The organism is Proteus genomosp. 4 str. ATCC 51469 (assembly GCF_003144375.1).
Classification (GTDB): Bacteria; Pseudomonadota; Gammaproteobacteria; order Enterobacterales; family Enterobacteriaceae; genus Proteus.
Map to the genome: position 1 here is coordinate 25014 of NZ_PENV01000013.1, position 21038 is coordinate 46051.

At 37.4% G+C, this 21038-nt stretch carries 19 protein-coding genes; 12 read left to right on the forward strand and 7 right to left on the reverse strand.

What is annotated here, in order from left to right:
* Positions 1–334: 334 nt before the first annotated feature.
* From ycaC to DK866_RS12640, 4 genes are all read left to right on the forward strand, one after another.
* On the forward strand, positions 335–958 hold the full coding sequence (gene ycaC, locus DK866_RS12625; protein WP_109409197.1) for an isochorismate family cysteine hydrolase YcaC: 624 nt from the start codon (positions 335–337) through the stop codon (positions 956–958).
* 122 nt (positions 959–1080) lie between these two features.
* Positions 1081–2277 carry a lactate oxidase gene (locus tag DK866_RS12630; RefSeq protein ID WP_109409198.1) on the forward strand — a complete coding sequence of 399 codons (1197 nt, stop codon included), beginning with the start codon at positions 1081–1083 and terminating at the stop codon, positions 2275–2277.
* 193 nt (positions 2278–2470) lie between these two features.
* Positions 2471–3574 (forward strand): hypothetical protein, encoded by a 1104-nt coding sequence (locus DK866_RS12635; RefSeq protein ID WP_109409199.1) that lies wholly within the window; start codon positions 2471–2473, stop codon positions 3572–3574.
* Positions 3565–4140: a tetratricopeptide repeat protein gene (locus DK866_RS12640; protein WP_109409200.1), complete on the forward strand. Its 576-nt coding sequence runs from the start codon at positions 3565–3567 to the stop codon at positions 4138–4140. Before DK866_RS12635 ends, DK866_RS12640 begins: the two co-directional genes overlap by 10 nt.
* 113 nt (positions 4141–4253) lie before the next feature.
* Here DK866_RS12640 and eptB read toward each other — a convergent pair whose 3' ends face one another.
* Entirely contained in the window at positions 4254–5945 is a 1692-nt protein-coding gene (eptB, locus tag DK866_RS12645) for a kdo(2)-lipid A phosphoethanolamine 7''-transferase (protein WP_109409201.1), read from the reverse strand.
* 529 nt (positions 5946–6474) lie between these two features.
* On the opposite strand from eptB, the gene fdhF reads away from it, so the two are divergent.
* From fdhF to DK866_RS12665, 4 genes are all read left to right on the forward strand, one after another.
* Complete coding sequence (gene fdhF, locus DK866_RS12650; RefSeq protein WP_109409202.1) at positions 6475–8619, forward strand: formate dehydrogenase subunit alpha; 2145 nt, start codon at positions 6475–6477, stop codon at positions 8617–8619.
* A 297-nt stretch (positions 8620–8916) separates the two neighbouring features.
* A complete protein-coding gene (locus tag DK866_RS12655; protein ID WP_109409203.1) occupies positions 8917–10494 on the forward strand; it encodes a PTS transporter subunit EIIC in 1578 nt (525 codons plus the stop codon).
* Between the two features lie 14 nt (positions 10495–10508).
* The gene (locus DK866_RS12660; RefSeq protein ID WP_109409204.1) at positions 10509–11870 is read left to right on the forward strand and encodes a 6-phospho-alpha-glucosidase; all 1362 of its coding nucleotides are present in this window, start codon (positions 10509–10511) and stop codon (positions 11868–11870) included.
* 109 nt (positions 11871–11979) lie between these two features.
* A complete protein-coding gene (locus tag DK866_RS12665; RefSeq protein ID WP_109409205.1) occupies positions 11980–12756 on the forward strand; it encodes a MurR/RpiR family transcriptional regulator in 777 nt (258 codons plus the stop codon).
* 23 nt (positions 12757–12779) lie between these two features.
* Here DK866_RS12665 and DK866_RS12670 read toward each other — a convergent pair whose 3' ends face one another.
* Positions 12780–13667, reverse strand: coding sequence for a 2OG-Fe dioxygenase family protein (locus tag DK866_RS12670; protein ID WP_109409206.1), 888 nt, complete (start codon positions 13665–13667; stop codon positions 12780–12782).
* 177 nt (positions 13668–13844) lie between these two features.
* Positions 13845–15458, reverse strand: a complete 1614-nt coding sequence (locus tag DK866_RS12675) for a sigma 54-interacting transcriptional regulator (protein WP_109409207.1) — start codon at positions 15456–15458, stop codon at positions 13845–13847.
* Positions 15459–15861: 403 nt separating this feature from the next.
* Between DK866_RS12675 and hydN the strand changes: the two genes are divergently transcribed.
* The 4 genes from hydN (at position 15862) to sugE (ending at position 17577) form a co-directional block, all read left to right on the forward strand.
* Positions 15862–16419, forward strand: coding sequence for an electron transport protein HydN (gene hydN / locus DK866_RS12680; RefSeq protein ID WP_109409208.1), 558 nt, complete (start codon positions 15862–15864; stop codon positions 16417–16419).
* Between the two features lie 72 nt (positions 16420–16491).
* Entirely contained in the window at positions 16492–16833 is a 342-nt protein-coding gene (hypA, locus tag DK866_RS12685) for a hydrogenase maturation nickel metallochaperone HypA (protein ID WP_109409209.1), read from the forward strand.
* 8 nt (positions 16834–16841) lie between these two features.
* Positions 16842–17132 (forward strand): hydrogenase maturation factor HybG, encoded by a 291-nt coding sequence (gene hybG, locus DK866_RS12690; protein ID WP_036933156.1) that lies wholly within the window; start codon positions 16842–16844, stop codon positions 17130–17132.
* Positions 17133–17262: 130 nt separating this feature from the next.
* The gene (gene sugE, locus DK866_RS12695) at positions 17263–17577 is read left to right on the forward strand and encodes a quaternary ammonium compound efflux SMR transporter SugE (RefSeq protein ID WP_072069833.1); all 315 of its coding nucleotides are present in this window, start codon (positions 17263–17265) and stop codon (positions 17575–17577) included.
* 65 nt (positions 17578–17642) lie between these two features.
* On the opposite strand, the gene frdD is transcribed toward sugE, so the two are convergent.
* Genes frdD through frdA form a run of 4 tightly spaced genes read right to left on the reverse strand, consistent with a single transcriptional unit; the run spans position 17643 to position 20950 of the window.
* Positions 17643–18002: a fumarate reductase subunit FrdD gene (frdD, locus tag DK866_RS12700; RefSeq protein WP_006535438.1), complete on the reverse strand. Its 360-nt coding sequence runs from the start codon at positions 18000–18002 to the stop codon at positions 17643–17645.
* A gap of 14 nt (positions 18003–18016) precedes the next feature.
* Complete coding sequence (gene frdC, locus DK866_RS12705; RefSeq protein ID WP_075672947.1) at positions 18017–18409, reverse strand: fumarate reductase subunit FrdC; 393 nt, start codon at positions 18407–18409, stop codon at positions 18017–18019.
* 14 nt (positions 18410–18423) lie between these two features.
* Positions 18424–19161 carry a succinate dehydrogenase/fumarate reductase iron-sulfur subunit gene (locus DK866_RS12710; protein ID WP_109409210.1) on the reverse strand — a complete coding sequence of 246 codons (738 nt, stop codon included), beginning with the start codon at positions 19159–19161 and terminating at the stop codon, positions 18424–18426.
* Positions 19154–20950 (reverse strand): fumarate reductase (quinol) flavoprotein subunit, encoded by a 1797-nt coding sequence (frdA, locus tag DK866_RS12715; protein WP_109409211.1) that lies wholly within the window; start codon positions 20948–20950, stop codon positions 19154–19156. Before frdA ends, DK866_RS12710 begins: the two co-directional genes overlap by 8 nt.
* Positions 20951–21038: the final 88 nt, after the last annotated feature.

Sequence of the window (21038 nt, forward strand, 5' to 3'; positions counted from 1 at the left end):
GTTGCGCTTATCTCACCCCCGCCCGCGGGGGTTTTTTTATCCCTTTTTCCAGCCCTAAAACATCAACAAAAATTTTGAATAGTTAAAACAATAATCTTTAGATTCATTTAAGAATGATTGCACTTATAATTCTTTTCAACAAAACGAATAAATTTATATAAACCAATAATCAGTTAATTAAATATCGTGATATTTAATTATATTTAAAATTTATAATCGATTATTTATTAATAATAAATAAAAATATAAATTTAAAAGGGTCTGAGTATTGTCATATAAATTTGGTGCTATTATTTAATTGAGCCTTGCCTCTATTATACTACCGGAGATTATTATGAGCTTTACATATCATCGTATTGATAAAAATAATGCTGCAGTTCTGTTGGTAGACCATCAAGCTGGATTACTCTCTTTAGTAAGAGATATCGAGCCTGATAAATTCAATAATAATGTATTAGCATTAGCTAATGCCGCTAAATACTTTAATTTACCTACCATTTTGACCACCTCATTTGAAGATGGCCCTAATGGCCCTCTAATGCCTCAACTTGTTGAGATGTTCCCGGATGCTCCTTATATCGCCCGCCCTGGACAAATTAATGCCTGGGATAATGAAGACTTTGTAAAAGCAGTTAAAGCGACAGGTAAAAAACAACTAATTATTGCGGGTGTCGTGACTGAGGTTTGTGTCGCATTCCCTGCATTATCTGCACTTGAAGAAGGTTTTGAAGTCTTCGTGGTAACCGATGCTTCTGGAACTTTCAATGCCATTTCTCGTGACTCTGCGTGGGATAGAATGTCGAAAGCAGGGGCACAATTAATTAACTGGTTTGGTTTAGCTTGTGAGTTACACCGTGATTGGCGTAATGATGTCGAAGGATTAGGTACGCTCTTTGCAAATCATATTCCAGACTATCGTAATCTTATGACAAGCTATAATACTTTAACAAAAAAGTAAGTAGTTAATTTAATTTTTATCTAAAAATAGGGCTTGTATTATTTTTGGATAAATATAATTTAATTAAAATTTGAATTTATTAAATTATAGATATAATCCCTTAATTAATAAATGGATCAGAAATGAAAAATAAATTATTAAAAACAACCGCTATTGCGATGGCATTAAGTGTGGGCGTTGCACAAGCAGCTGAATATAAAGCAAGTACAGCAGAAGGCCCAATTAAAATAGTTAACCTAAAAGCGATGGAAGCACAAGTTCAAGCGAATATGGATAAAGGGGCTTTCGGTTATATTCGTGGTGGTGCTGAAGACGAAAATAATTTACGTTCAAATACGACGGCATTTGATAAAAAATATATTATGCCTCGTTCATTACAAGGCATCGAATTTTCTGACTTAGATTTAAAAACAGAATTTTTGGGTATTAAATTAGATACGCCTATTATTCAGGCACCGATGGCAGCTCAAGGGCTTGCACATCAACAAGGCGAAGTTGCCACAGCAAAAGGTATGGCAAAAGCAGGCTCTATTTTTTCATTAAGTACTTACGGTAATAAAACCATTAAAGAAGTGGCAGATGCTCAACCGGGTTATCCTTTCTTCTTCCAGTTGTATATGAGTAAAAATGATGCCTTTAACGAGTATATTTTATCTCAAGCAAAACAGTATGGTGCTAAAGGTATCATTTTAACTGTTGATTCACCTGTCGGTGGTTATCGTGAAGATGATATTAAAAATAGCTTCCAATTCCCATTAGGTTTTGCCAACTTAGAAGCGTTTGCAAAAATCAGTGATGACAAATCGAAAACAGGTAAAGGTGCGGGTATTAGCGAAATTTATGCTCAAGCTAAACAAGCCTTCACACCAGCAGATATTCAGTATGTGAAAAAAATGTCTGGCTTACCTGTGATTGTAAAAGGTATCGAATCACCTGAAGATGCAGATACGGCAATTAAAGCAGGCGCAGATGCTATTTGGGTTTCTAACCACGGTGGACGTCAATTAGACAGCGCACCAGCCACTATTGATGTATTACCTGCGATTGCAAAAGTGGTAAATAAACGTGTTCCTATCGTTTTTGATAGTGGTGTACGTCGTGGCTCGCATGTCTTTAAAGCATTAGCCAGTGGTGCAGATGTTGTCGCTGTTGGTCGTCCAATTCTTTATGGATTAAATTTAGGGGGCGCTGAAGGTGTAAATTCAGTTATCCAACATTTAAATAAAGAATTAAAAATTAATATGATGTTAGGTGGGGCGAAAACAGTAAAAGATATTCAAGCCACTCAACTTTATACCGATGCAAGTTTTAATCAATAATTAAATGTAATTTAGATAATCAAAAACCGCACTTAAGTTAAATATTAAGTGCGGTTTAATTTTCTATTTAAAATTATAACTTAAGATAATATAACGGTATTTTTAATAAATTTAATAACTTTTATTTTTTTTGACTTTTATATAAAAGAGAATTAGTTTTACAGGATTATTTTATAATCAAGGAAAGTTATTAATGGATAATGTAGGACAAGATTTTGGCCTTATAGAACGTGATGAAATAAAAAATAAACATTACCCAATTATGGATACTATAAAAGTAAACATTGCTCCTTCTGGTACTTTATATACAGATATTAACAATCAAACAAGTAAGTCTTCATTTGGGCATGTCTGGGTGGAATTTAGTGGCGAATCAATAGGCTGGGGTCTTGGTGACACTAAAATGGAAGGCGGCGCTGATAATCTAACGTTTCATGATTCTAAAGGATATGACTCTAATAAAGTGACAAGTATGACGTTTCCATTATATTCACCAGAAATATCTGACCGTATTAGCAATGCTATTGAGCAAATAAAAAATGGAAGTTATCAGCATTTCCCGAGTAGCTATAATTTACTAACTAATAATTGCATTGATTTTATAAACCATTTATTGGCTTTAACGGAAAATGGTGAGAATAATCCTGACTATATATTGCAGCTAATGGGGGATACACCAAATAAAATTATTGAAAAAATAGAGGAGTATATTCTGGAGCAGCAAGAAGCTGAAACTCCATTAGTTATTGCATTAACAGAGAGTGGGATTTTTACATTACCTGATGATGATAGTATTCATTTTGATCATAATAATAATGAAGTAAAAGAATCGACAGGATGGATAGATAATAATAGTGCATTCCTTGTATTTGATAAAAATAAAAATGGTGTTATAGATAATGGGAATGAAATGTTTGGTAATAATACTTCTAATATATCAGAGGGCTATGCAAAACACGGGTTTGAAGCATTATCTCAATATGATATCAATCAAGATAATAGAATTGATAAGAGCGATATAATCTGGTCTTCTTTAAATCTATGGATAGATAAAAATATTGATGGAAAAACAGATGCTGATGAATTGATTAAGATTGAGTGCTCAGGCATAGAATCAATAAATTTAAATTATAAGAAAAATGGCGTTATAGATGAAAATGGAAATCAATTTTTATTAACAAGCGATGTTGTATGGAATGATGGCCATCATACTGAAATTTCAGATATTGTATTTAATACCCATATTTCTTCCCAACAAAATAATACTTTACCTAATAATGGTGACTTATGGCTATAAAAAATAGATGGAGCCAAATCATTTTTTTTAGTATGGCAATTATGTTAAGTGGAAAAATAATGGCTAATATTCTTGTACCAGATAAAGTTTATTTACATGATCCCGATTTTTTATCATCATTTAGTCTTGATATGCCAAATACAGCAGATGAATTTTATGATTTGATAAAACTTGCAGATAATGGAAATAGCGATGCTAATTGGATGGTTGCTACAATCTATGATCAAAGTAATAACGGCTTGGAGGCTGAAAAATATTATCAACGTTCTATTGATAGAAAAGATAATTATTTAGGCCAATCTGCTGTAAATCTAGGCTATATATATGATAAAGCTAATAATATTGAAAAGGCTATGACCCTTTTCCAATTTGCTGGTGATGCAGGATATAGCAATGGATACAAAGCATTGGCAACTGAATATTTTTTAGGTCATTCAATTCCATTAGATTTTGCTAAAGCGAAAGTTTTTTATAAAAAAGCGGCTGATTTAGGTTGTATAGAGTGTCAAGATTATATTAAAAATTGGGATGATACAGTTAAGTTGAGATTAAAAGATTTGGAATAAAATAGAATTCAATTTAATTAAATAATAAAACCCACGCTCAATATTGAACGTGGGTTTTTTCTATCAATTTATTTTTTCTATCAACTTAAAAGAATATTGTTAGTTTAAAAAAATTATTCTTGGGTTGATGGTGTATCACCAAAACAGAGGTTATTTTGATTATTAATGCCACCATCAGGTGATGAATAACCCAAGCAACCTAACATCGAATCAAAAATATTGTGATGATAGAACGTGCGTTCCGCATCTTGATTGCGTTTTAGGTTATCAAATAATTGCTTATTTTCAGGCTCTGCTAAATAGCTATCTGACATCCAAACTAAGAAAGGCACTTTAAATTGTTCTGGTGGTGCAATTTCTTTTGGTGTTCCGTGTAAACCACCTTTCTCTGAAATAGACTCACCGTGATCGGAGGTATAAAACACAATGGCTTTTTTATCGCGTAATGTGTCGAGTATGCCATCAATAAAATAGTCGGTATAAAGAATCGAGTTATCATAAGCGTTTACTAACTGCTCTTTAGTACATTCATCATCCACATTTAAACATTCAGGTTGATACTTTTTGAATGATTCTGGGTAACGCTGTGAATACATAAAGTGAGAACCTTTAGTATGTAAAATCACTAAATGATTTCCCTTTGGATGCTGAGAAACCGCATTTGCTGTTTCAGCAATTAATAAAGTGTCATCAAGCTCTTTACCAAAATTGCTATTTTTTGCTGTCATCATCTCTTTCATAGCGTAGTTATTTAAATCAAGCTTATTGTAAAACCACAATTCACTTTGCATTGAAAAGAGTTCTGATGTCATACCTAGTTGTTTTAGAACTGAGAAAATATTGTTCTCTTTTAATGTCCGTTGGTCGTTACTTTCTGTTCCGTTTTCTCGTACAAACATACATTTTAAAGAGAGCTTTGTTGCGGTATCACAAGAAATACCTTTAAAGGCAACAAGATTTTTTTCTTGGCTTAATAGAGGATTCGTTTGGCGTTCATACCCTAATAATCCCATATGATCCCATCTTGCTGTTTCACCGATAATAAAGACAACATACACATCTTCATTAGCCTTTGATGGCTGGTATGTGAAGTGTTCGGCAGGATCAAAAATATTTTGGCTATTAAACGTATCGTCATACTGCGTTATTGCATATTGAAATAATGGAATAATCCAATTTGTTGGTAAATATGCATAACTTAAGCCGCCACTATAACTTGGTAAATCCAAATTATTTTTTATTTCATAGGCTTTTTGTCTTGAATCGAGTGTTTTCAAATAGGCAAAAACAGCCAGTGCGATCACAAGCATTTTGGCCGTATTTTTTATCCAGATTTTTTTCTTTTGTTGAGTCGTGAGATTTTTCTCTGGTTTTTTACATAGCCAAATAAGCGCCAATGGCAAAATAGATAAGCCAATAATCCAAATAATTACATTTGGGCTAACCAGCTCTTTAGATAAATCGGTATCGGTGGTGAGTGTTGAAATGATAATACCGTATCCAATGACGACGTCATAAAAAGAAATATAGTAACTAGCACAGACACTCACGACGAGAATAAAAGAGGTGACTATTTTAAAAAAAAGAGAGCCAAAAAAAGAAATAAGTCGTAATAGGAAGAAGGTAAAAGCAATATTAACGGCAATTTCACCTAGAATATATAATGCATCAATGAGGGGGTTGTTTGTATTCTGTGTGCCGTATCGGCCAATGTAAACGGAAAGATTAAGAAAAAAACCAAGGTAGACTGCTAAAAAAAGGGCAATATTTTCTTTCGAAAACCTTAAAAACTTTAATTTTTGCATGTTCAATTATTATCAAAATGTATGGTGTAGAGGTCTTTATGACCGCGATGTTGTTTTCAGGTTCAGTATTATGTGCTTTTTTTTATTGAAGTTTAAAAAATTTTTATTTGAATAACATTAATATCAAAATTATTAATTTTAAATAGTTTTAGTAGATAGAAATATTGGTAGAGATATTAGGAGGTTGTCATCATTATATACGGTAAGACCTTGATAAAGGCAGATAAGAAGGCGTATTTGCTCAATTGTTATTTCTTATCAAATGAAAGATGTTCTTTCGCTATAAGTTCTTATGTATAACGTATATTGATGGAAACGAAAGTCGACATAAATATCGTCATTAGTGTCGATCACCCCCTGTTATTTTATTATTCATTATTTGCTTATTAGTTTATCAAATTTATTTTTCTTTATTTTTCATTGTATTACGAAAAGCTAAAAAAGCGTGCTTATTTGGCACACTCTCTGCATAGATAAAGGAGAGAATCAGGTAATAACCTGAAAGTTGATGAACACAGGAGCAATGTTGATGAAAAAAGTCATCACGGTCTGTCCGTATTGCGCTTCAGGATGCAAAATCTACCTGAAGGTGGAAAACGGTAAAATCATTGGCGCTGAAGGAGCCAATGGTTTAACAAACCAAGGTGAGCTGTGTCTGAAAGGGTATTATGGATGGGATTTTATCCATGATACTAAGATACTGACTCCACGTCTTAAAACACCTATGATCCGTCGTGAAAGAGGCGGAAAATTAGAATCGGTTTCTTGGGAAGAAGCGATTGAGTTTGCCAGTAGCAAACTGCTTGCTATCAAAGAGAAATACGGTGCTAAATCTATTATGACAACCGGTTCATCACGAGGTCCAGGTAACGAAGCTAACTTCGTTATGCAGAAATTTGCTCGTGCGGTTATCGGAAATAATAATATAGACTGCTGTGCTCGTGTCTGACACGGCCCTTCGGTTGCAGGTCTGCAGCGTTCGGTCGGTAATGGTGCTATGAGCAACTCAATCGTCGAGATTGAGGATACCAAATGTCTATTTGTCTTCGGTTATAACGCCGCAGACTCGCATCCTATTGTTGCTCGCCGTATTGTTAAGGCGAAAGAAAAGGGTGCCAAAATTATTGTATGTGACCCTCGTTACATCGAAACAGCACGTTTAGCCGATTTACACTTAGGCTTAAAAAATGGTTCTAACATTGCGTTATTAAATGCGATTGCACATGTGATTATTGAAGAAGGATTGCATGATAAATCCTTTATTGAAAATCACACTGAGCAATTTGAAGAATATTGCAAATTAGTTGAAAGCTATACACCTGAATCAGTTGAAGAAACGACAGGTTTGAGTGCTCAAATCATTCGTGAAGCTGCGCGTATGTACGCAAAAGCAGAAACAGCAACAATTCTTTGGGGAATGGGGGTAACTCAATTCTACCAAGGTGTTGAAACGGTCCGTTCACTGACTAGTTTGGCATTATTAACTGGTAATTTAGGTAAAAAATATGTCGGAGTTGGCCCTGTTCGTGGTCAAAATAACGTACAAGGCGCGTGTGATATGGGGGCATTACCTAACACACTACCGGGTTATCAATACGTTACCGATGAAAAAGCACGTGAGAAATTTGCTAAGTTCTGGGGCATTGAATCAATGCCTGATGAAGTGGGCTATGCGTTGAGTGAAGTTCCTCACAATATCGATCACGGCTTATTAAAAGCTCACTATGTAATGGGTGAAGATCCACTGCAAACTGAGCCTGATTTAGCAACCATCCGTAGAACCTTTGAAAAACTGGATCTTCTGATAGTCCAAGATATCTTTATGACCAAAACGGCAGCGATTGCTGACGTTATTTTCCCTGCAACATCATGGGGTGAGCATGAAGGTGTTTATACTGCGGCAGACCGTGGTTTCCAACGTTTCTATAAAGCGGTTGAACCTGTTGGTGATGTGAAAACAGACTGGCAAATTATCAGTCTGATGGCAACAGCAATGGGCTATCCAATGCATTACAACAATACCAAAGAAATTTGGGATGAGTTGCGTGAGTTATGCCCAATTTATTATGGTGCGACTTACGAAAAAATGGCGGACTTGGCTTATATTCAATGGCCTTGCCCAACAGAAGATAGCCCAGGTACACAATATCTGTACGATGGTGGTAACTTTGATACCCCTAATGGTAAAGGCCAATTCTTTACCTGTGAGTGGGCGCCACCAATTGACAAACTGTCTGATGAATTCCCAATGGTACTGGCAACAGTCCGTGAAGTTGGGCACTACTCTTGCCGTTCAATGACGGGTAACTGTAAAGCATTGGCGGCATTAGCTGATGAGCCAGGTTATGTTCAGTTAAACACTGAAGATGCCAAACAACTAGGAATTAAAGATCAAGAGCTAGTTTGGATACGCTCTCGTCAAGGTAAAGTAATTACGCGTGCTGCAGTCAGTGATAGACCGAATAAAGGCGCGGTATATATGACTTACCAATGGTGGATTGGTGCTTGTAACGAACTGGTTGCGGAAAATTTAAGCCCAATTACTAAAACACCTGAGTATAAATATTGTGCAGTATGTGTTGAGCCAATCAAGGAGCAGGCTCAGGCAGAACACTATGTGAAAACGGAATATAGCAATATTAAACGTCGTTTAAGAGAAGCCGCCGAGGGCTAATTTTATCTGATTAATATTGTTTTTCTGCCTTAAGACCGAGTTTATTGACCTTGTGTCAGTAAGCTCGGTTTTTTTATGATTTTTTATTGTCATCAGATCTTTTTCTACAGCTTATCGTTAAAAACCCCTTTTTATCTGTTTGAATATTCACCATGCGTTGGCTCACAATAAAAAAAGTAACATGTTACTTTTAACGTAATCCGTTTCTAAATCAAGTGGATAAATTGCTTTTTATTTAAGGCCAGCGCAGGATGCTGTCATGGAAATGAGTGTAAGAAAACAACAACGAGATACCGTATGAAAAAACTCATTAATGCCCTACAAGCGTTTGGTAAATCCTTATATGGACCCGTCTTGATATTACCTATTGTTGGTTTATATATCGCTTTAGGTAACGTCTTTGGCAATGGCAATCTTGCGGAATATATTCCGTTTCTAAATCACCCGGTTATTCAAAGTATTGGACAATTACTCGCAAAATCATCTGTTGCTATTTTAGTCAATTTAGCACTGATTTTTGCTGTGGGTATTCCTGTCGGCTTAGCAAAAAAAGATAAAGGCTATGCAGGATTAATTGGCTTAGTGGTGTTTGTTATTTTTACAAATGCTATGAATATTACGCTAACACTGCAAGGGAAGTTGGTTAGCACAGAAGAAATGCGAGCTGCAGGTCAAGGCATGGTATTAGGTGTTCAAGTCCTTGAGATGGGGGTATTTGCCGGTATTTTAACAGGTTCAATATCTGGGTGGCTTTATAATCGTTATTCAGGTCGCCAATTTAACGGCATTATGGCTATCTACTCTGGCCACTGCTTTGTCGCCATTATTGCTATTCCATTCACCATTGCACTCGCTGTTTTAATGTGTGAAATCTGGCCTTTTGCTCAGGCAGGTATTACTAAAATGGCACTTGTTATTCATGACTCTGGTGCTTTTGGTGCGCTGATTTATGGATTCTTAGAACGTATTCTTATCCCAACGGGATTACACCATTTAGTTTATACCCCATTCTTGTATACCGAACTAGGCGGTGTTACTGATGTTTGTGGCACAACTTACCAAGGTGCAAGAAATATCTATTTTGCTGAAATGGCGTGCCCTGAAGTAAAACAACTCAGCAGCACTGTGATTTGGGATGCTCGTGGTATCGCTAAAATGTTCGGTTTAACGGCAGCAGCTGCTGCCATGATCTCTGTGGCCAAAAAAGAGAAAAAGCAGATGGCAAAGGCGATTTTAATTCCTGCGGCTGCAACTTCTTTCTTGTTAGGGGTGACAGAGCCTCTTGAGTTTTCCTTCCTCTTTGTTGCTCCTGTTCTGTTTTTGGTTCACGCCGTATTAACGGGTATTGGCATGATGTTGTTCTACCTATTAGGTGTTCATGCGATTGGTGCAAATGGTGTCATTGACTTCATTTTATATAACTTGCCGTTAGGTACTGAAAAATCAAATTGGCCTATGTATATCGTGGTGGGTTTGATTATGTCAGTTCTCTACTTCGTTATCTTTAGGACCTTGATTTTAAAACTCAATCTTAAAACCCCTGGTCGTGAAGATGATGATGAAGAGACTCGTTTATACAGCAAAGAAGACTATAAGAAAAAAACAGAAATAGTCACTAATCCTGAAGGAATAACTGAAAATATTAATGAGTTAGGTGAAGAAATTATTGAAGGGCTAGGTGGGCGTGACAATATTGAAGTCGTTGATAATTGTTATACGCGCTTACGAGTCATTGTTAAAAATGTCGATGTAATTCATGAAGATCTACTGAAAAAAACCGGTGCTAAAGGCGTTGTTCGCCACGGTAATAATGTTCAAGTGGTTTATGGATTACATGTGAAAAAAATGCGTGAAGCGGTCGAAGCCGCACTTTAATAGGAGAAAGTAAGATGACGAAATCACCTTTTATCTTAAGTATTGCAGGCGGCGGAAGCACCTATACACCAGGAATTGTAAAAAGTTTAATGGTACGTTTAGAGGATTTTCCACTGAGTGAAATTCGTTTATACGACATTGATAAAGAGCGCCAAGATACGATTGCACCTGTGGTTGAAAAAGTGATCCGTGATCATAGCGATACCATTAAATTTACGGTGACGACAGATCCAGAAACTGCATTTGATGGTGCTCACTTTGTATTTGCCCAAATGCGTGTGGGTCAATACAAAATGCGTGAACAGGATGAAAAAATCCCATTACGTCATGGTGTTGTTGGGCAAGAAACCTGTGGGCCTGGGGGACTTGCTTACGGTTTACGTACTATTTTACCAATGGTTGAGCTAATCGATTTAGTTGAACAATATGCTTCTCCTAAAGCATGGATTGTAAATTATTCCAATCCAGCTGCGATTGTTGCTGAAGGTGTGCGTCGTCTACGCCCTAATGCTCGAGTATTGAATATCTGTGATATGCCTGTTGCGGCAATGCGTAATATGGCCGCTGTATTAAAAGTGGATCGTCATGATTTAGATGTGGATTATTTTGGCTTAAATCATTTTGGTTGGTTTACTTCAGTACGCGTAAAAGGTGAAGAAAAACTGCCTGAATTACGCGAACATATCGCTAAATTTGGTCTTTTGACAGAAGATGCGGCACAAACTGACCCACAACATTCTGATCCATCATGGGTGAAAACGTGGCGTCATATTCAGCCATTAATGGAAGCATTCCCTGAATATATTCCAAACCCATATTTACAGTACTACTTGATGCCAAATTATATCGTGGAACATCAAGATCCTGACTACACTCGTGCAAACGAAGTGATGGATGGTCGTGAAAAACGCCTGTTTGAAGCTGCTCGAGAATATAAAGAGACGGGAATTTTACCCGATGCATTCCATGTTGGTGTTCATGGTGCCTTTATTGTTGATGTTGCTTGCTCTTTAGCTTTTGATTTACGTCAGCGCCACTTGGTGATTGTTGAAAATAAAGGTGCAATTTCTGATTTACCTTATGATGCGATGGTTGAAGTACCGGCTTATATCACATCTCACGGCCCTGAACCTATTCGTGTCGGCGATATTCCTCGTTTCCACCGTACTTTACTGGAACAACAACTGGCATCAGAACAGTTATTGGTGGAAGCAACACTTGAAGGTAGCTATGAAAAAGCATTAGAGGCGTTCACACTGAATAAAACAGTGCCAAGTGTGATCCACGCGAAGAAGATCCTTGATGATATGATCGAAGCAAATCGAGAATATTGGCCTGAATTACGTAAAGCTTATGTAAATGGTAAGCGTGTTTGATCTGAATACTTGCTGTTAACGAGTAATTGAATAAAAATGCTGTTCTATCACCAGAACAGCATTTTCCTTTTATGTTGGTAAGGACGATGTATCAATTAAGGTAACCGGTATGTCGGCACGATTATCATCTTTACTCTCAAGAGCAACAGAATTAACACGCGCAGAATATCGTATTCTCTCTTATTTAATTGATAACCCAACACAAGTTGGAAAACTTACGATCAGAGCGCTAGCACAAGCCAATTTTGTTTCGACAACGACCATTATGCGACTTTGCCAGAAATTAGGTTTTTCTGGTTATAGTGAATTAGTTTATTACTGCAAACAATTGTTATCCACGGCTGAAAAATCCCATCAATTGAAAAGTGATGAAAACGAGGTAACAGAGCCTCTTTTTGATCAGTTTTTGGCGAATTATTTAAAAACCTTCACGTTAATTTCAGATGAGAAAAGACACGCTTTTGTTGATTTAATTAACAGCAAGAATTCATTTTTTATTTATGGGGCAGGGTTTTCTCATATATTCTCAGAATATATCAGTAAGCGATTACAGCTGATTGGTAAGGATGCATTTCTCTCAGGATTGAGTGACAGTAAGAATATCTTTATTAATAATGCTTCACGCTATACCGTTTTTATTGCGATATCTCGTAGTGGAGAGACTGAACAAGTGGTTGAAAAGGCGAGAATAGCAAAAAGTATTGGTATGAAGATTGTTGCATTTACTCGCGCAAGTGCCAATCCATTGGCTGAACTTGCTGATATTCATTTCCCCATTTATGACGATGCAGTGAATTATCATTGTGACACTATCGAAAGCTCGTCCTTTGAATCAAACCTTGTCTTAATTATTGATTTGTTACTTAGCCGAGCTCAACGATTTTAATTTATGTAATAACGATTTTATGATTAAGCAACTGACTGATTTAAATAAAGCGTTAAGGGTAAATCAGGGTGTGCATTCATTGAGTCGAATTTATGTGATGGGTGAGTATCAACGGTGGGATAACGAGATAATAAAACCATAAAGTCTTGGTAAGCTTGATTTTTATTATCATGAGTAAAAATAGGTGTACCACTATGATTTAATTCATTATCTGCAATTAATAGAACATCAAGATATTGTGCATTATTGTGCTCATAAAGCACATTTTCAGGGTTGATTTCTTGCCAAGGTGTTCCTATGGCTTCTTGTGGTGAATGGACACGTAAAGCACCAGTATTATCCTTCACATTATGCTTATTCATCATAACAATCATGGTGTGGTCAACTCCATCCTTATGCACTCCTTCAATTGAAAGCTCGCTTAAAGAGTCTGGTTGAGCAATTAATCTTAAATGAAAAACAGTTGATATTGATTTTGGCGATTGTTGATCTGTTAAGTGACGAGGAGTAAATGTATTACCTTGAATTAATAGCATTTTTAATTTTAACAAGGCTTGATAAGCTGTATTGCTCTGCCAGCGATCATCAAGTGCTCTAAAATGTCTTTGCGCACCACTGTCTTCACGAATAAATCCATCTTCTTCAGTGAGAACAAAAGGTTGATACTCTAATCTGGAGATAGTTTCTATGTCATTATCAAAAAGGTAGCGTCCTGTTCGAGAGTGACGAAACGAAAGAGTAGGATCTTGTGCTAAATAATCGCCGTATTCTATTAATGTATTGATATCTTTTTCTTCAGCACCTAATTGCTTTATTAAGTTAATAACAACATTTTGGGGAATAAAAACATATTTGTTATTTTTGTATTCTTTTTTTATTTCATTAATTTTATTTATAAGCAGGCTATTCATATATAATATGCTCCATTGATGGTTTATATTATTAATAATTAATTAGAGAAATAATTGATAAAATATAATCAACTAAATTATAGATAGAGATTAATAAGTTTCAAATTAATGAAAAAGAAGAGTGTAATTAATTTATTACACTCTTCTTAAATAATTGAAGAAGAAATCACTTTGGAATTAAAGTATTTCCGGAATTGAAATACCAAGGCGTTGCATCCGTGATAATAACGTTGTTCGTTTTAATCCTAGTTTTAAAGCAGCACCTCTGGCTCCAGCAACAACACCATTGGTTTCTCTTAACGCTTGAATGATCCTTTCTCGCTCCTCATCATCACTTTCTGGCGCATTAGTTTGCATGCGCTTTTCAATGGATGAAGGTTGAGTCAGTACCTGTTTTAAACGAGAGGGCTTATTGATGTGAAGCTCTTTTAACTGAAGGTTTAATGTTGAACCACGGGTTAAAATAACCGCACGCTCAATAATATTTTCAAGCTCACGGACATTACCTGGCCATGGATAAAGAGTTAATTGTTCCAATGCATTAGCTGGAATACAATCTATTTTTCTATCCATTCTACGCGCAATTTTTTGTGTAAAATGTTTAACCAAAAGTGGAATATCTTCTGGTCGTTCTCTTAACGGCGGAATAATAATAGGAAAAACATTCAGACGGTAATATAGATCTTCTCTAAATTCACCTTCATCAGTTAATTCATGAAGATCTTTATTGGTCGCCGCAATCAGCCTAACATCAACAGGAATAACTTTATTACCACCCAGTCTTTCTATTTCTCGCTCTTGAAGAACACGAAGTAGTTTGGGTTGTAATTCAATTGGCATATCACCAATTTCATCAAGAAATAGAGTGCTTTTATCCGCCATTTCAAATCGACCAATATGCGTATTGGTTGCACCCGTAAATGCCCCTTTGTCATGACCAAAAAGATCGCTTTCTAATAGGCCAGAAGGCACAGCAGCACAGTTCATCTTTATCATCGACTTACCTTTCCGCTGACTAAGGCGATGAATTGCTCGTGCAATTAATTCTTTACCTGTGCCTGTTTCACCTAAAATAAGTACAGTGCTATCACTTTGTGCCACTAATTCAATTTGTTCGAGCACATTATGCATGGCATCGCTTTGGTAAATAATCTCACTAAAGCATCCGTTTTTATCTATTTGCTCATTAAGCCAAATATTCTCATTCTTTAAACTGTCTTTTAAATGCGTTATTTCTTCATATGCGGCTGCGTTTTCAATAGCGATACCAATACGAGCTGCAATTTGTTGTAGCAATTGACAGGTATCGTCGGTAAAAACACTACCGACTTCATGTGCTAAAATTAATAAACCAAGTGGTTTATGATTAAAAGCTAGTGGCAATAACAAAGCCGTCTGCATATTTTGCTTAACTAGACGCTTAATCAAAACATCTTCTTGATCTTCATTATTAATATCAATTAAGACAGGTTTGTTTTGATTAATAATTTCTTCTGCTTTGTTATTCGCGCTACTAAACTTACGTTGTTGGCGAATGACTGATTTTCCAGTCTGATAACGGCTAGAATAAAGAATACCTTCATGACTATTTTGTGATGAAGTACGGCATAACATTAGACTAATATGATTCAGTCCAAAAAAACGATGTATTTCTTTAGAGACTTCAGAAATAAGACCATCCATGTCTAGATGAGCTAATACAGAGTTTGTGATATCAACCAATATGCGATATTGGTTACGCTCATTACGAAGGCTCTCCATAGTTTCAGCATTGTTACTGCTTAATTTCATGACACCACCGATTGCCCTAAAAAATTAGCTATATTGTAGTAGGTTTATAATAAATTTATATCAATGACTGAATCATTTTTGATCCAACCCGCTATTTTTGTATCTGTAATGAAACTTAAAAATATAAACTTATCAAATAGCTATATAATCAATTATATAGCGTTTTCATTTATCGTCAAAAATGTCGAATAATTTGACGAAGTGACTTATTTATTAATTAATAATCATTTTTATTTAAAAATTATTTAATTGAAAAATAAGGAATAGTTATATCAAAAATATATTGGCATGAACCGTGCTAGATTCATTCTATAAATACCTAATTATGACTCTTAATTAGAATAACTCGTTGCATTTATCGCCATATATAACGGCTATATATAACAAAGATCAGGAGAATATGATGAACCGTTTCATCATTGCAGACCCTAAAAAATGTATTGGTTGCCATACTTGTGAGGTAGCTTGTGTGGTTTCACATCAGCAAGCCGATCAAGATAACTTAGCCATTGAGCAAATTAGTGAGCAAAATTTTCAACCGCGAATTCATGTGGTTAAAGGATTCTCAATTAGTACAGCAGTTGTCTGTCACCAATGTGAAGATGCCCCTTGTGCAAATGTGTGCCCGAATGGTGCCATTATTCATAATAAAGATTATTACTATGTCGATCAGGATAAATGTATCGGCTGTAAAACCTGTGTGTTGGCTTGCCCTTATGGCACTATGGAGGTGGTTTCACGCCCAGTTATGCGCAAATTAACTGCGCTTAATACTATTGATGCATTTAAGGCCGAAGCTAATAAATGTGATTTATGCCATCACCGAGAAGCAGGGCCTGCATGTATTGAAGTTTGCCCAACGCATGCTTTAGTGTGTATCGATAGAGACGCACTCGAAGATATGGTGAAAGAGCGTCGTCGTAAAGCAGCTTTTGAAACCGGTGCTGAATTGTTGTTTTAAGATCAATAATAAAGCAACTATGTGCTGATACTATAGTTGCTATTATTTATCCTGCTTCAATAAGGTATCGACATGCATGAAATCACACTTTGCCAAAGTGCATTTGAGATAATAGATTCTCAGGCAAAATTAAATAATGCAAAAAAAGTAAAAAGTGTATGGATGGAAATTGGCGCATTATCTTGTGTTGAAGTGAGTGCGCTTGAGTTTTGTTTTGATATTGTTTGTAGAGACACTATTGCACAAGGCTGTGAATTACATATAGAAGTTATTCCTGCAAAAGCGTGGTGCTGGGATTGTCATCAAGTCGTGACGGTTTCAACGTTTAACGCGGGATGCCCTTCTTGTGGTAGCCAAAATATGCGTGTTGAAAATGATGATGCAATGCGAATAAAGCAAATAGAGATCGAATAGGGGTTGTTATGTGTCTTGGTATTCCAGGTCAGGTTGTTGAAGTAGGAAAAACAATCACTGAAAATGCAATGGTCGATGTTTGTGGTGTAAAACGTGAAGTGAATATTGCACTAGTCTGTGAGGGAGAGCCTCATACGATGATTGGAAAGTGGGTATTAGTACATGTGGGTTTTGCCATGAGTATCGTCAATGAAGAAGAAGCAAAAGAGACGCTGGATGCCTTGATGGCAATGGGAGAAGTAGAGGATGATGTCTCTGCTTTTCTTTATGGTGAAGAGGGCGCACCTAAAAAAAATTGAGTTAATTTTATGCTATTGCATGATTAATTTCTTTTTCTTATACTTAAACTTCATCTTTTAAAAGCTGGGACGACCCAGCTTTTTGTCTTTGTATTCAGGGGACGACCCCAATTTATCGATAGGGGACGTTATGTCTTGGATTATTCTTTTTGTTGCGGGTTTGTTGGAAATCGTTTGGGCTGTTGGCCTTAAATATACACACGGTTTTACACGCTTAACGCCAAGTATTATCACTATTAGTGCCATGGTTGTGAGCATGGGAATGTTGTCTTACGCCATGAAAGGCTTACCTGCGGGTACAGCTTACGCAATTTGGACCGGTATTGGTGCAGTGGGTACCGCGATCTTTGGTATTTTGGTTTTTGGTGAGTCTGCAAATATCTATCGTTTACTGAGTTTAGCTATGATTATTTTCGGTATTATTGGGCTGAAATTAGCGAGTTGATTATCATCAGTTTTCCATAAAAAAGCCACTCAATTGAGTGGCTTTTTATCTTACGTATTAATCAATTACAGTGTAAATACACCAATGATAGCGATAACGCTGATAATTGCTGCACCACCATAAAATACCCATTTGCTTGCAGGTACATGCACTTTAAAATCGTGCAGGGTATGGTGAATACGGTGTAATGCACACCAAACTGGCAGAATAATCATTAGCAGTAAGAACAGACGACCAATGATGCTTTGGCTAAATGCCATAATACGTTCGTAAGTAAATGCTTCTGGCGCAATACCCATAGGGATTAGGATACCGAGCAGGATGATGATTGCTGGAGAAACAATCGCACTCCACATACCACCTGCACCAAATAATCCCCAGAAAATAGGTTCATCAGAGCGCTTAGGAAGTTGATTCTGATTCATTATTTCCTCCTGGGTTACATTAACGCCACTGCCAGAATAACGGCAGTAACAACAATAGTGACACCCCAGAAACCACGCACAATAGGTTCTTGCGGCATTTTTTCATCTTTAACAACGATAACCACAGCTTTCGGTGCAAGTTTGAACCAAGTGGCAGTGTGGAAGATGGTTGCAATCAGAGTCACAATATTAATCAGCATTACAATTGGGTTGCTCAGGAATCCAACGAAACCTGCCCAACTTTCTGGTCCATTTTTCAGTGCGAATACACCAAACAGTACAACCAGACTGAACCAAAGTTGTGGAAGACAAGTCCCTTCACGGGTGATATAGAAACGATAGAATCCAAGTTTCGTCCACCAGTTTGGTTGCATGCCACGAACATAAGGCTTACGTTTTGTTGTCATGTCTTGTTTCCTCCTTAACGTGGTTTCAGCATCGCAATAACAAAGTCTTGCGCGCTGGCTGCTTTACCTTGCTGAATAGCGGCAGCAGGATCCACATGTTTTGGACAGACTTCAGAACAGTAGCCAACAAAGGTACAAGACCAGACACCGTTCTCACCATTTAACTGAGGCATACGCTCTTTTGCCCCATGGTCACGACTATCTGTGTTGTAACGTTGAGCTAATGTAATCGCTGCTGGGCCAATAAACTCTGGGTTTAGACCAAACTGCGGACATGCTGCATAGCAAAGACCACAGTTGATACAACCAGAGAATTGGTGATATTTCGCCATTTGAGCAGGAGTCTGTTTATTCGGACCTTCTGAAGGCTTACGATCATTACCGATGATATAAGGTTTAATCGCTTCTAAGCTTTCAATAAAGTGAGTCATATCGACAACAAGGTCACGCTCAACTGGGAAGTTACCCAATGCTTCAACTCTTACACCGTCTGGATATTCACGAATAAACGTTTTACAAGCTAATTTAGGCACTTTGTTGACCATCATGCCGCAAGAGCCACAAATCGCCATACGGCAAGACCAACGGTAAGAAAGATCAGGCGCTAAATTGTCTTTAATATAACCCAATGCGTCCAGTAATGAGGTTTGCTCATCATAAGGAACATCATAAGTGACGAAATGAGGCGCTTCGTCCGTTTCTGGGTTATAGCGCATGACTTCCATTTTAATGTGCTTCATGTCATCAGCCATTCGCTTTCTCCTTATTCTGCTTGTCCTGTGCAGTCGCTTCACCACCATAGACACGTTTAGCAGGAGCAGATTTCGTGATCTTCACATCGCTATATTCTAAACGAGGGGCACCTTCTGGGTTATAGAACGCCAGAGTGTGTTTTAGGAAGTTCACGTCATCACGCTCAGTACAACCTTCGTCAAGACGTTGGTGTGCACCACGAGACTCTTTACGATTGATTGCGGAATGAGCCATACATTCAGCGACATCTAAACCAAAGCCAAGCTCAATTTTGTACAGTAAATCTGTATTAAAGACGCTACTGGTGTCTTTAATTTCAACGCGTTTGAAACGTTCTTTTAATTCAGCCAGTTTATCAACAGTTTTTTGCATTAATTCAGGTGTACGATAGATACCGCAACCTTCTTCCATTGATTCGCCCATTTCATCGCGAATTTGTGACCAGCTTTCAGAACCTTTTTGGTTCATCAGTTTTTTCAGGCCATCTTCGATATCACGAGTACGAGCATCTAATGCTGATGCGTTAGCTGGTGTTGCTTCTTGAACACAACGAACCGCTTCTTCACCTGCAAGACGACCGAATACAACCAGCTCTGCCAGTGAGTTAGAACCTAAACGGTTAGCGCCGTGTAAGCCAACAGATGAACATTCACCTACCGCAAATAGACCTTTAATACGGGTTTCAGTTTGTTGGTTAGTTTCGATACCACCCATAGTGTAGTGAGCAGTAGGACGTACAGGGATTGGTTCATTAACTGGGTCAACACCCACATACGCTTTTGCCAGTTCACAAATAAATGGCAGACGTTCATGAAGTTTTTTCGCACCCAGATGACGTAAGTCAAGATGAACAACGTCACCACGGTGAGTTTTGATGGTACGGCCTGCGCGCCACTCATGCCAGAATGCTTGAGAGACTTTATCGCGAGGGCCTAATTCCATGTATTTATTTTCTGGTTTACCTAATGGTGTTTCTGGGCCTAGGCCGTAATCTTGCAGATAACGATAGCCATCTTTATTGACCAGAATACCACCTTCACCACGACAACCTTCGGTCATCAGAATACCTGAGCCTGGTAAGCCGGTTGGGTGATATTGAACAAATTCCATATCACGCAGTGGAACGCCATGGCGTAAAGCGATACCCATACCATCACCCGTCACAATACCGCCATTGGTATTGAAACGATAAACACGTCCAGCACCACCCGTTGCCATAATGACAGCATTTGCACGAATTTGAACTTTCGTACCTTCCATCATATTGATAGCAACAAGACCACGAGCGTGACCTTCATCAACAAGGATATCGAGAACAAAGTGTTCGTCGAAACGTTGAATCTGTGGATATTTTAAGGATGTTTGGAACAGGGTATGTAGCATATGGAAGCCGGTTTTATCGGCTGCGAACCAGGTCCGTTCGATCTTCATCCCACCAAAACGTCGGACGTTGACTGACCCGTCTTCTTTACGGCTCCAAGGACAGCCCCAGAGTTCTAGTTGAGTCATCTCTGTTGGACAATGCTCAACGAAGTAATCTACGACATCCTGTTCACACAACCAGTCACCGCCTGAAACGGTATCATTGAAGTGAAAATCATAGGAGTCGTGAGCCTGAGTCACTGCTGCTGATCCGCCTTCTGCTGCCACGGTGTGGCTACGCATTGGGTAAACTTTTGAGATCAGAGCAATTTTCAGTTGAGGATTCGCTTCCGCGGCAGCTATTGCTGCTCGTAAGCCTGCGCCCCCGGCTCCGATTATCGCTATATCGGCATTAAAGGTTTGCACTGCGCTTCTCCATTGTTCAAGTGAAAATTGGAATAATTGTCTAGAATTCAATTCACTGACATTATTAATTTGTAATGCTATTTTTTTA

Bases quoted from the DNA above. Each gene is read 5' to 3' on its own strand.
- eptB (WP_109409201.1), bottom strand. From the start codon at position 5,945: ATGCAAAAATTAAAGTTTTTAAGGTTTTCGAAAGAAAATATTGCCCTT.
- hypA (WP_109409209.1), top strand. From the start codon at position 16,492: ATGCATGAAATCACACTTTGCCAAAGTGCATTTGAGATAATAGATTCT.
- DK866_RS12655 (WP_109409203.1), top strand. From the start codon at position 8,917: ATGAAAAAACTCATTAATGCCCTACAAGCGTTTGGTAAATCCTTATAT.
- ycaC (WP_109409197.1), top strand. From the start codon at position 335: ATGAGCTTTACATATCATCGTATTGATAAAAATAATGCTGCAGTTCTG.
- DK866_RS12670 (WP_109409206.1), bottom strand. From the start codon at position 13,667: ATGAATAGCCTGCTTATAAATAAAATTAATGAAATAAAAAAAGAATAC.
- DK866_RS12675 (WP_109409207.1), bottom strand. From the start codon at position 15,458: ATGAAATTAAGCAGTAACAATGCTGAAACTATGGAGAGCCTTCGTAAT.
- DK866_RS12635 (WP_109409199.1), top strand. From the start codon at position 2,471: ATGGATAATGTAGGACAAGATTTTGGCCTTATAGAACGTGATGAAATA.
- DK866_RS12710 (WP_109409210.1), bottom strand. From the start codon at position 19,161: ATGGCTGATGACATGAAGCACATTAAAATGGAAGTCATGCGCTATAAC.
- sugE (WP_072069833.1), top strand. From the start codon at position 17,263: ATGTCTTGGATTATTCTTTTTGTTGCGGGTTTGTTGGAAATCGTTTGG.
- frdC (WP_075672947.1), bottom strand. From the start codon at position 18,409: ATGACAACAAAACGTAAGCCTTATGTTCGTGGCATGCAACCAAACTGG.
- DK866_RS12640 (WP_109409200.1), top strand. From the start codon at position 3,565: ATGGCTATAAAAAATAGATGGAGCCAAATCATTTTTTTTAGTATGGCA.
- frdD (WP_006535438.1), bottom strand. From the start codon at position 18,002: ATGAATCAGAATCAACTTCCTAAGCGCTCTGATGAACCTATTTTCTGG.
- DK866_RS12665 (WP_109409205.1), top strand. From the start codon at position 11,980: ATGTCGGCACGATTATCATCTTTACTCTCAAGAGCAACAGAATTAACA.
- DK866_RS12630 (WP_109409198.1), top strand. From the start codon at position 1,081: ATGAAAAATAAATTATTAAAAACAACCGCTATTGCGATGGCATTAAGT.
- hybG (WP_036933156.1), top strand. From the start codon at position 16,842: ATGTGTCTTGGTATTCCAGGTCAGGTTGTTGAAGTAGGAAAAACAATC.
- hydN (WP_109409208.1), top strand. From the start codon at position 15,862: ATGAACCGTTTCATCATTGCAGACCCTAAAAAATGTATTGGTTGCCAT.
- DK866_RS12660 (WP_109409204.1), top strand. From the start codon at position 10,509: ATGACGAAATCACCTTTTATCTTAAGTATTGCAGGCGGCGGAAGCACC.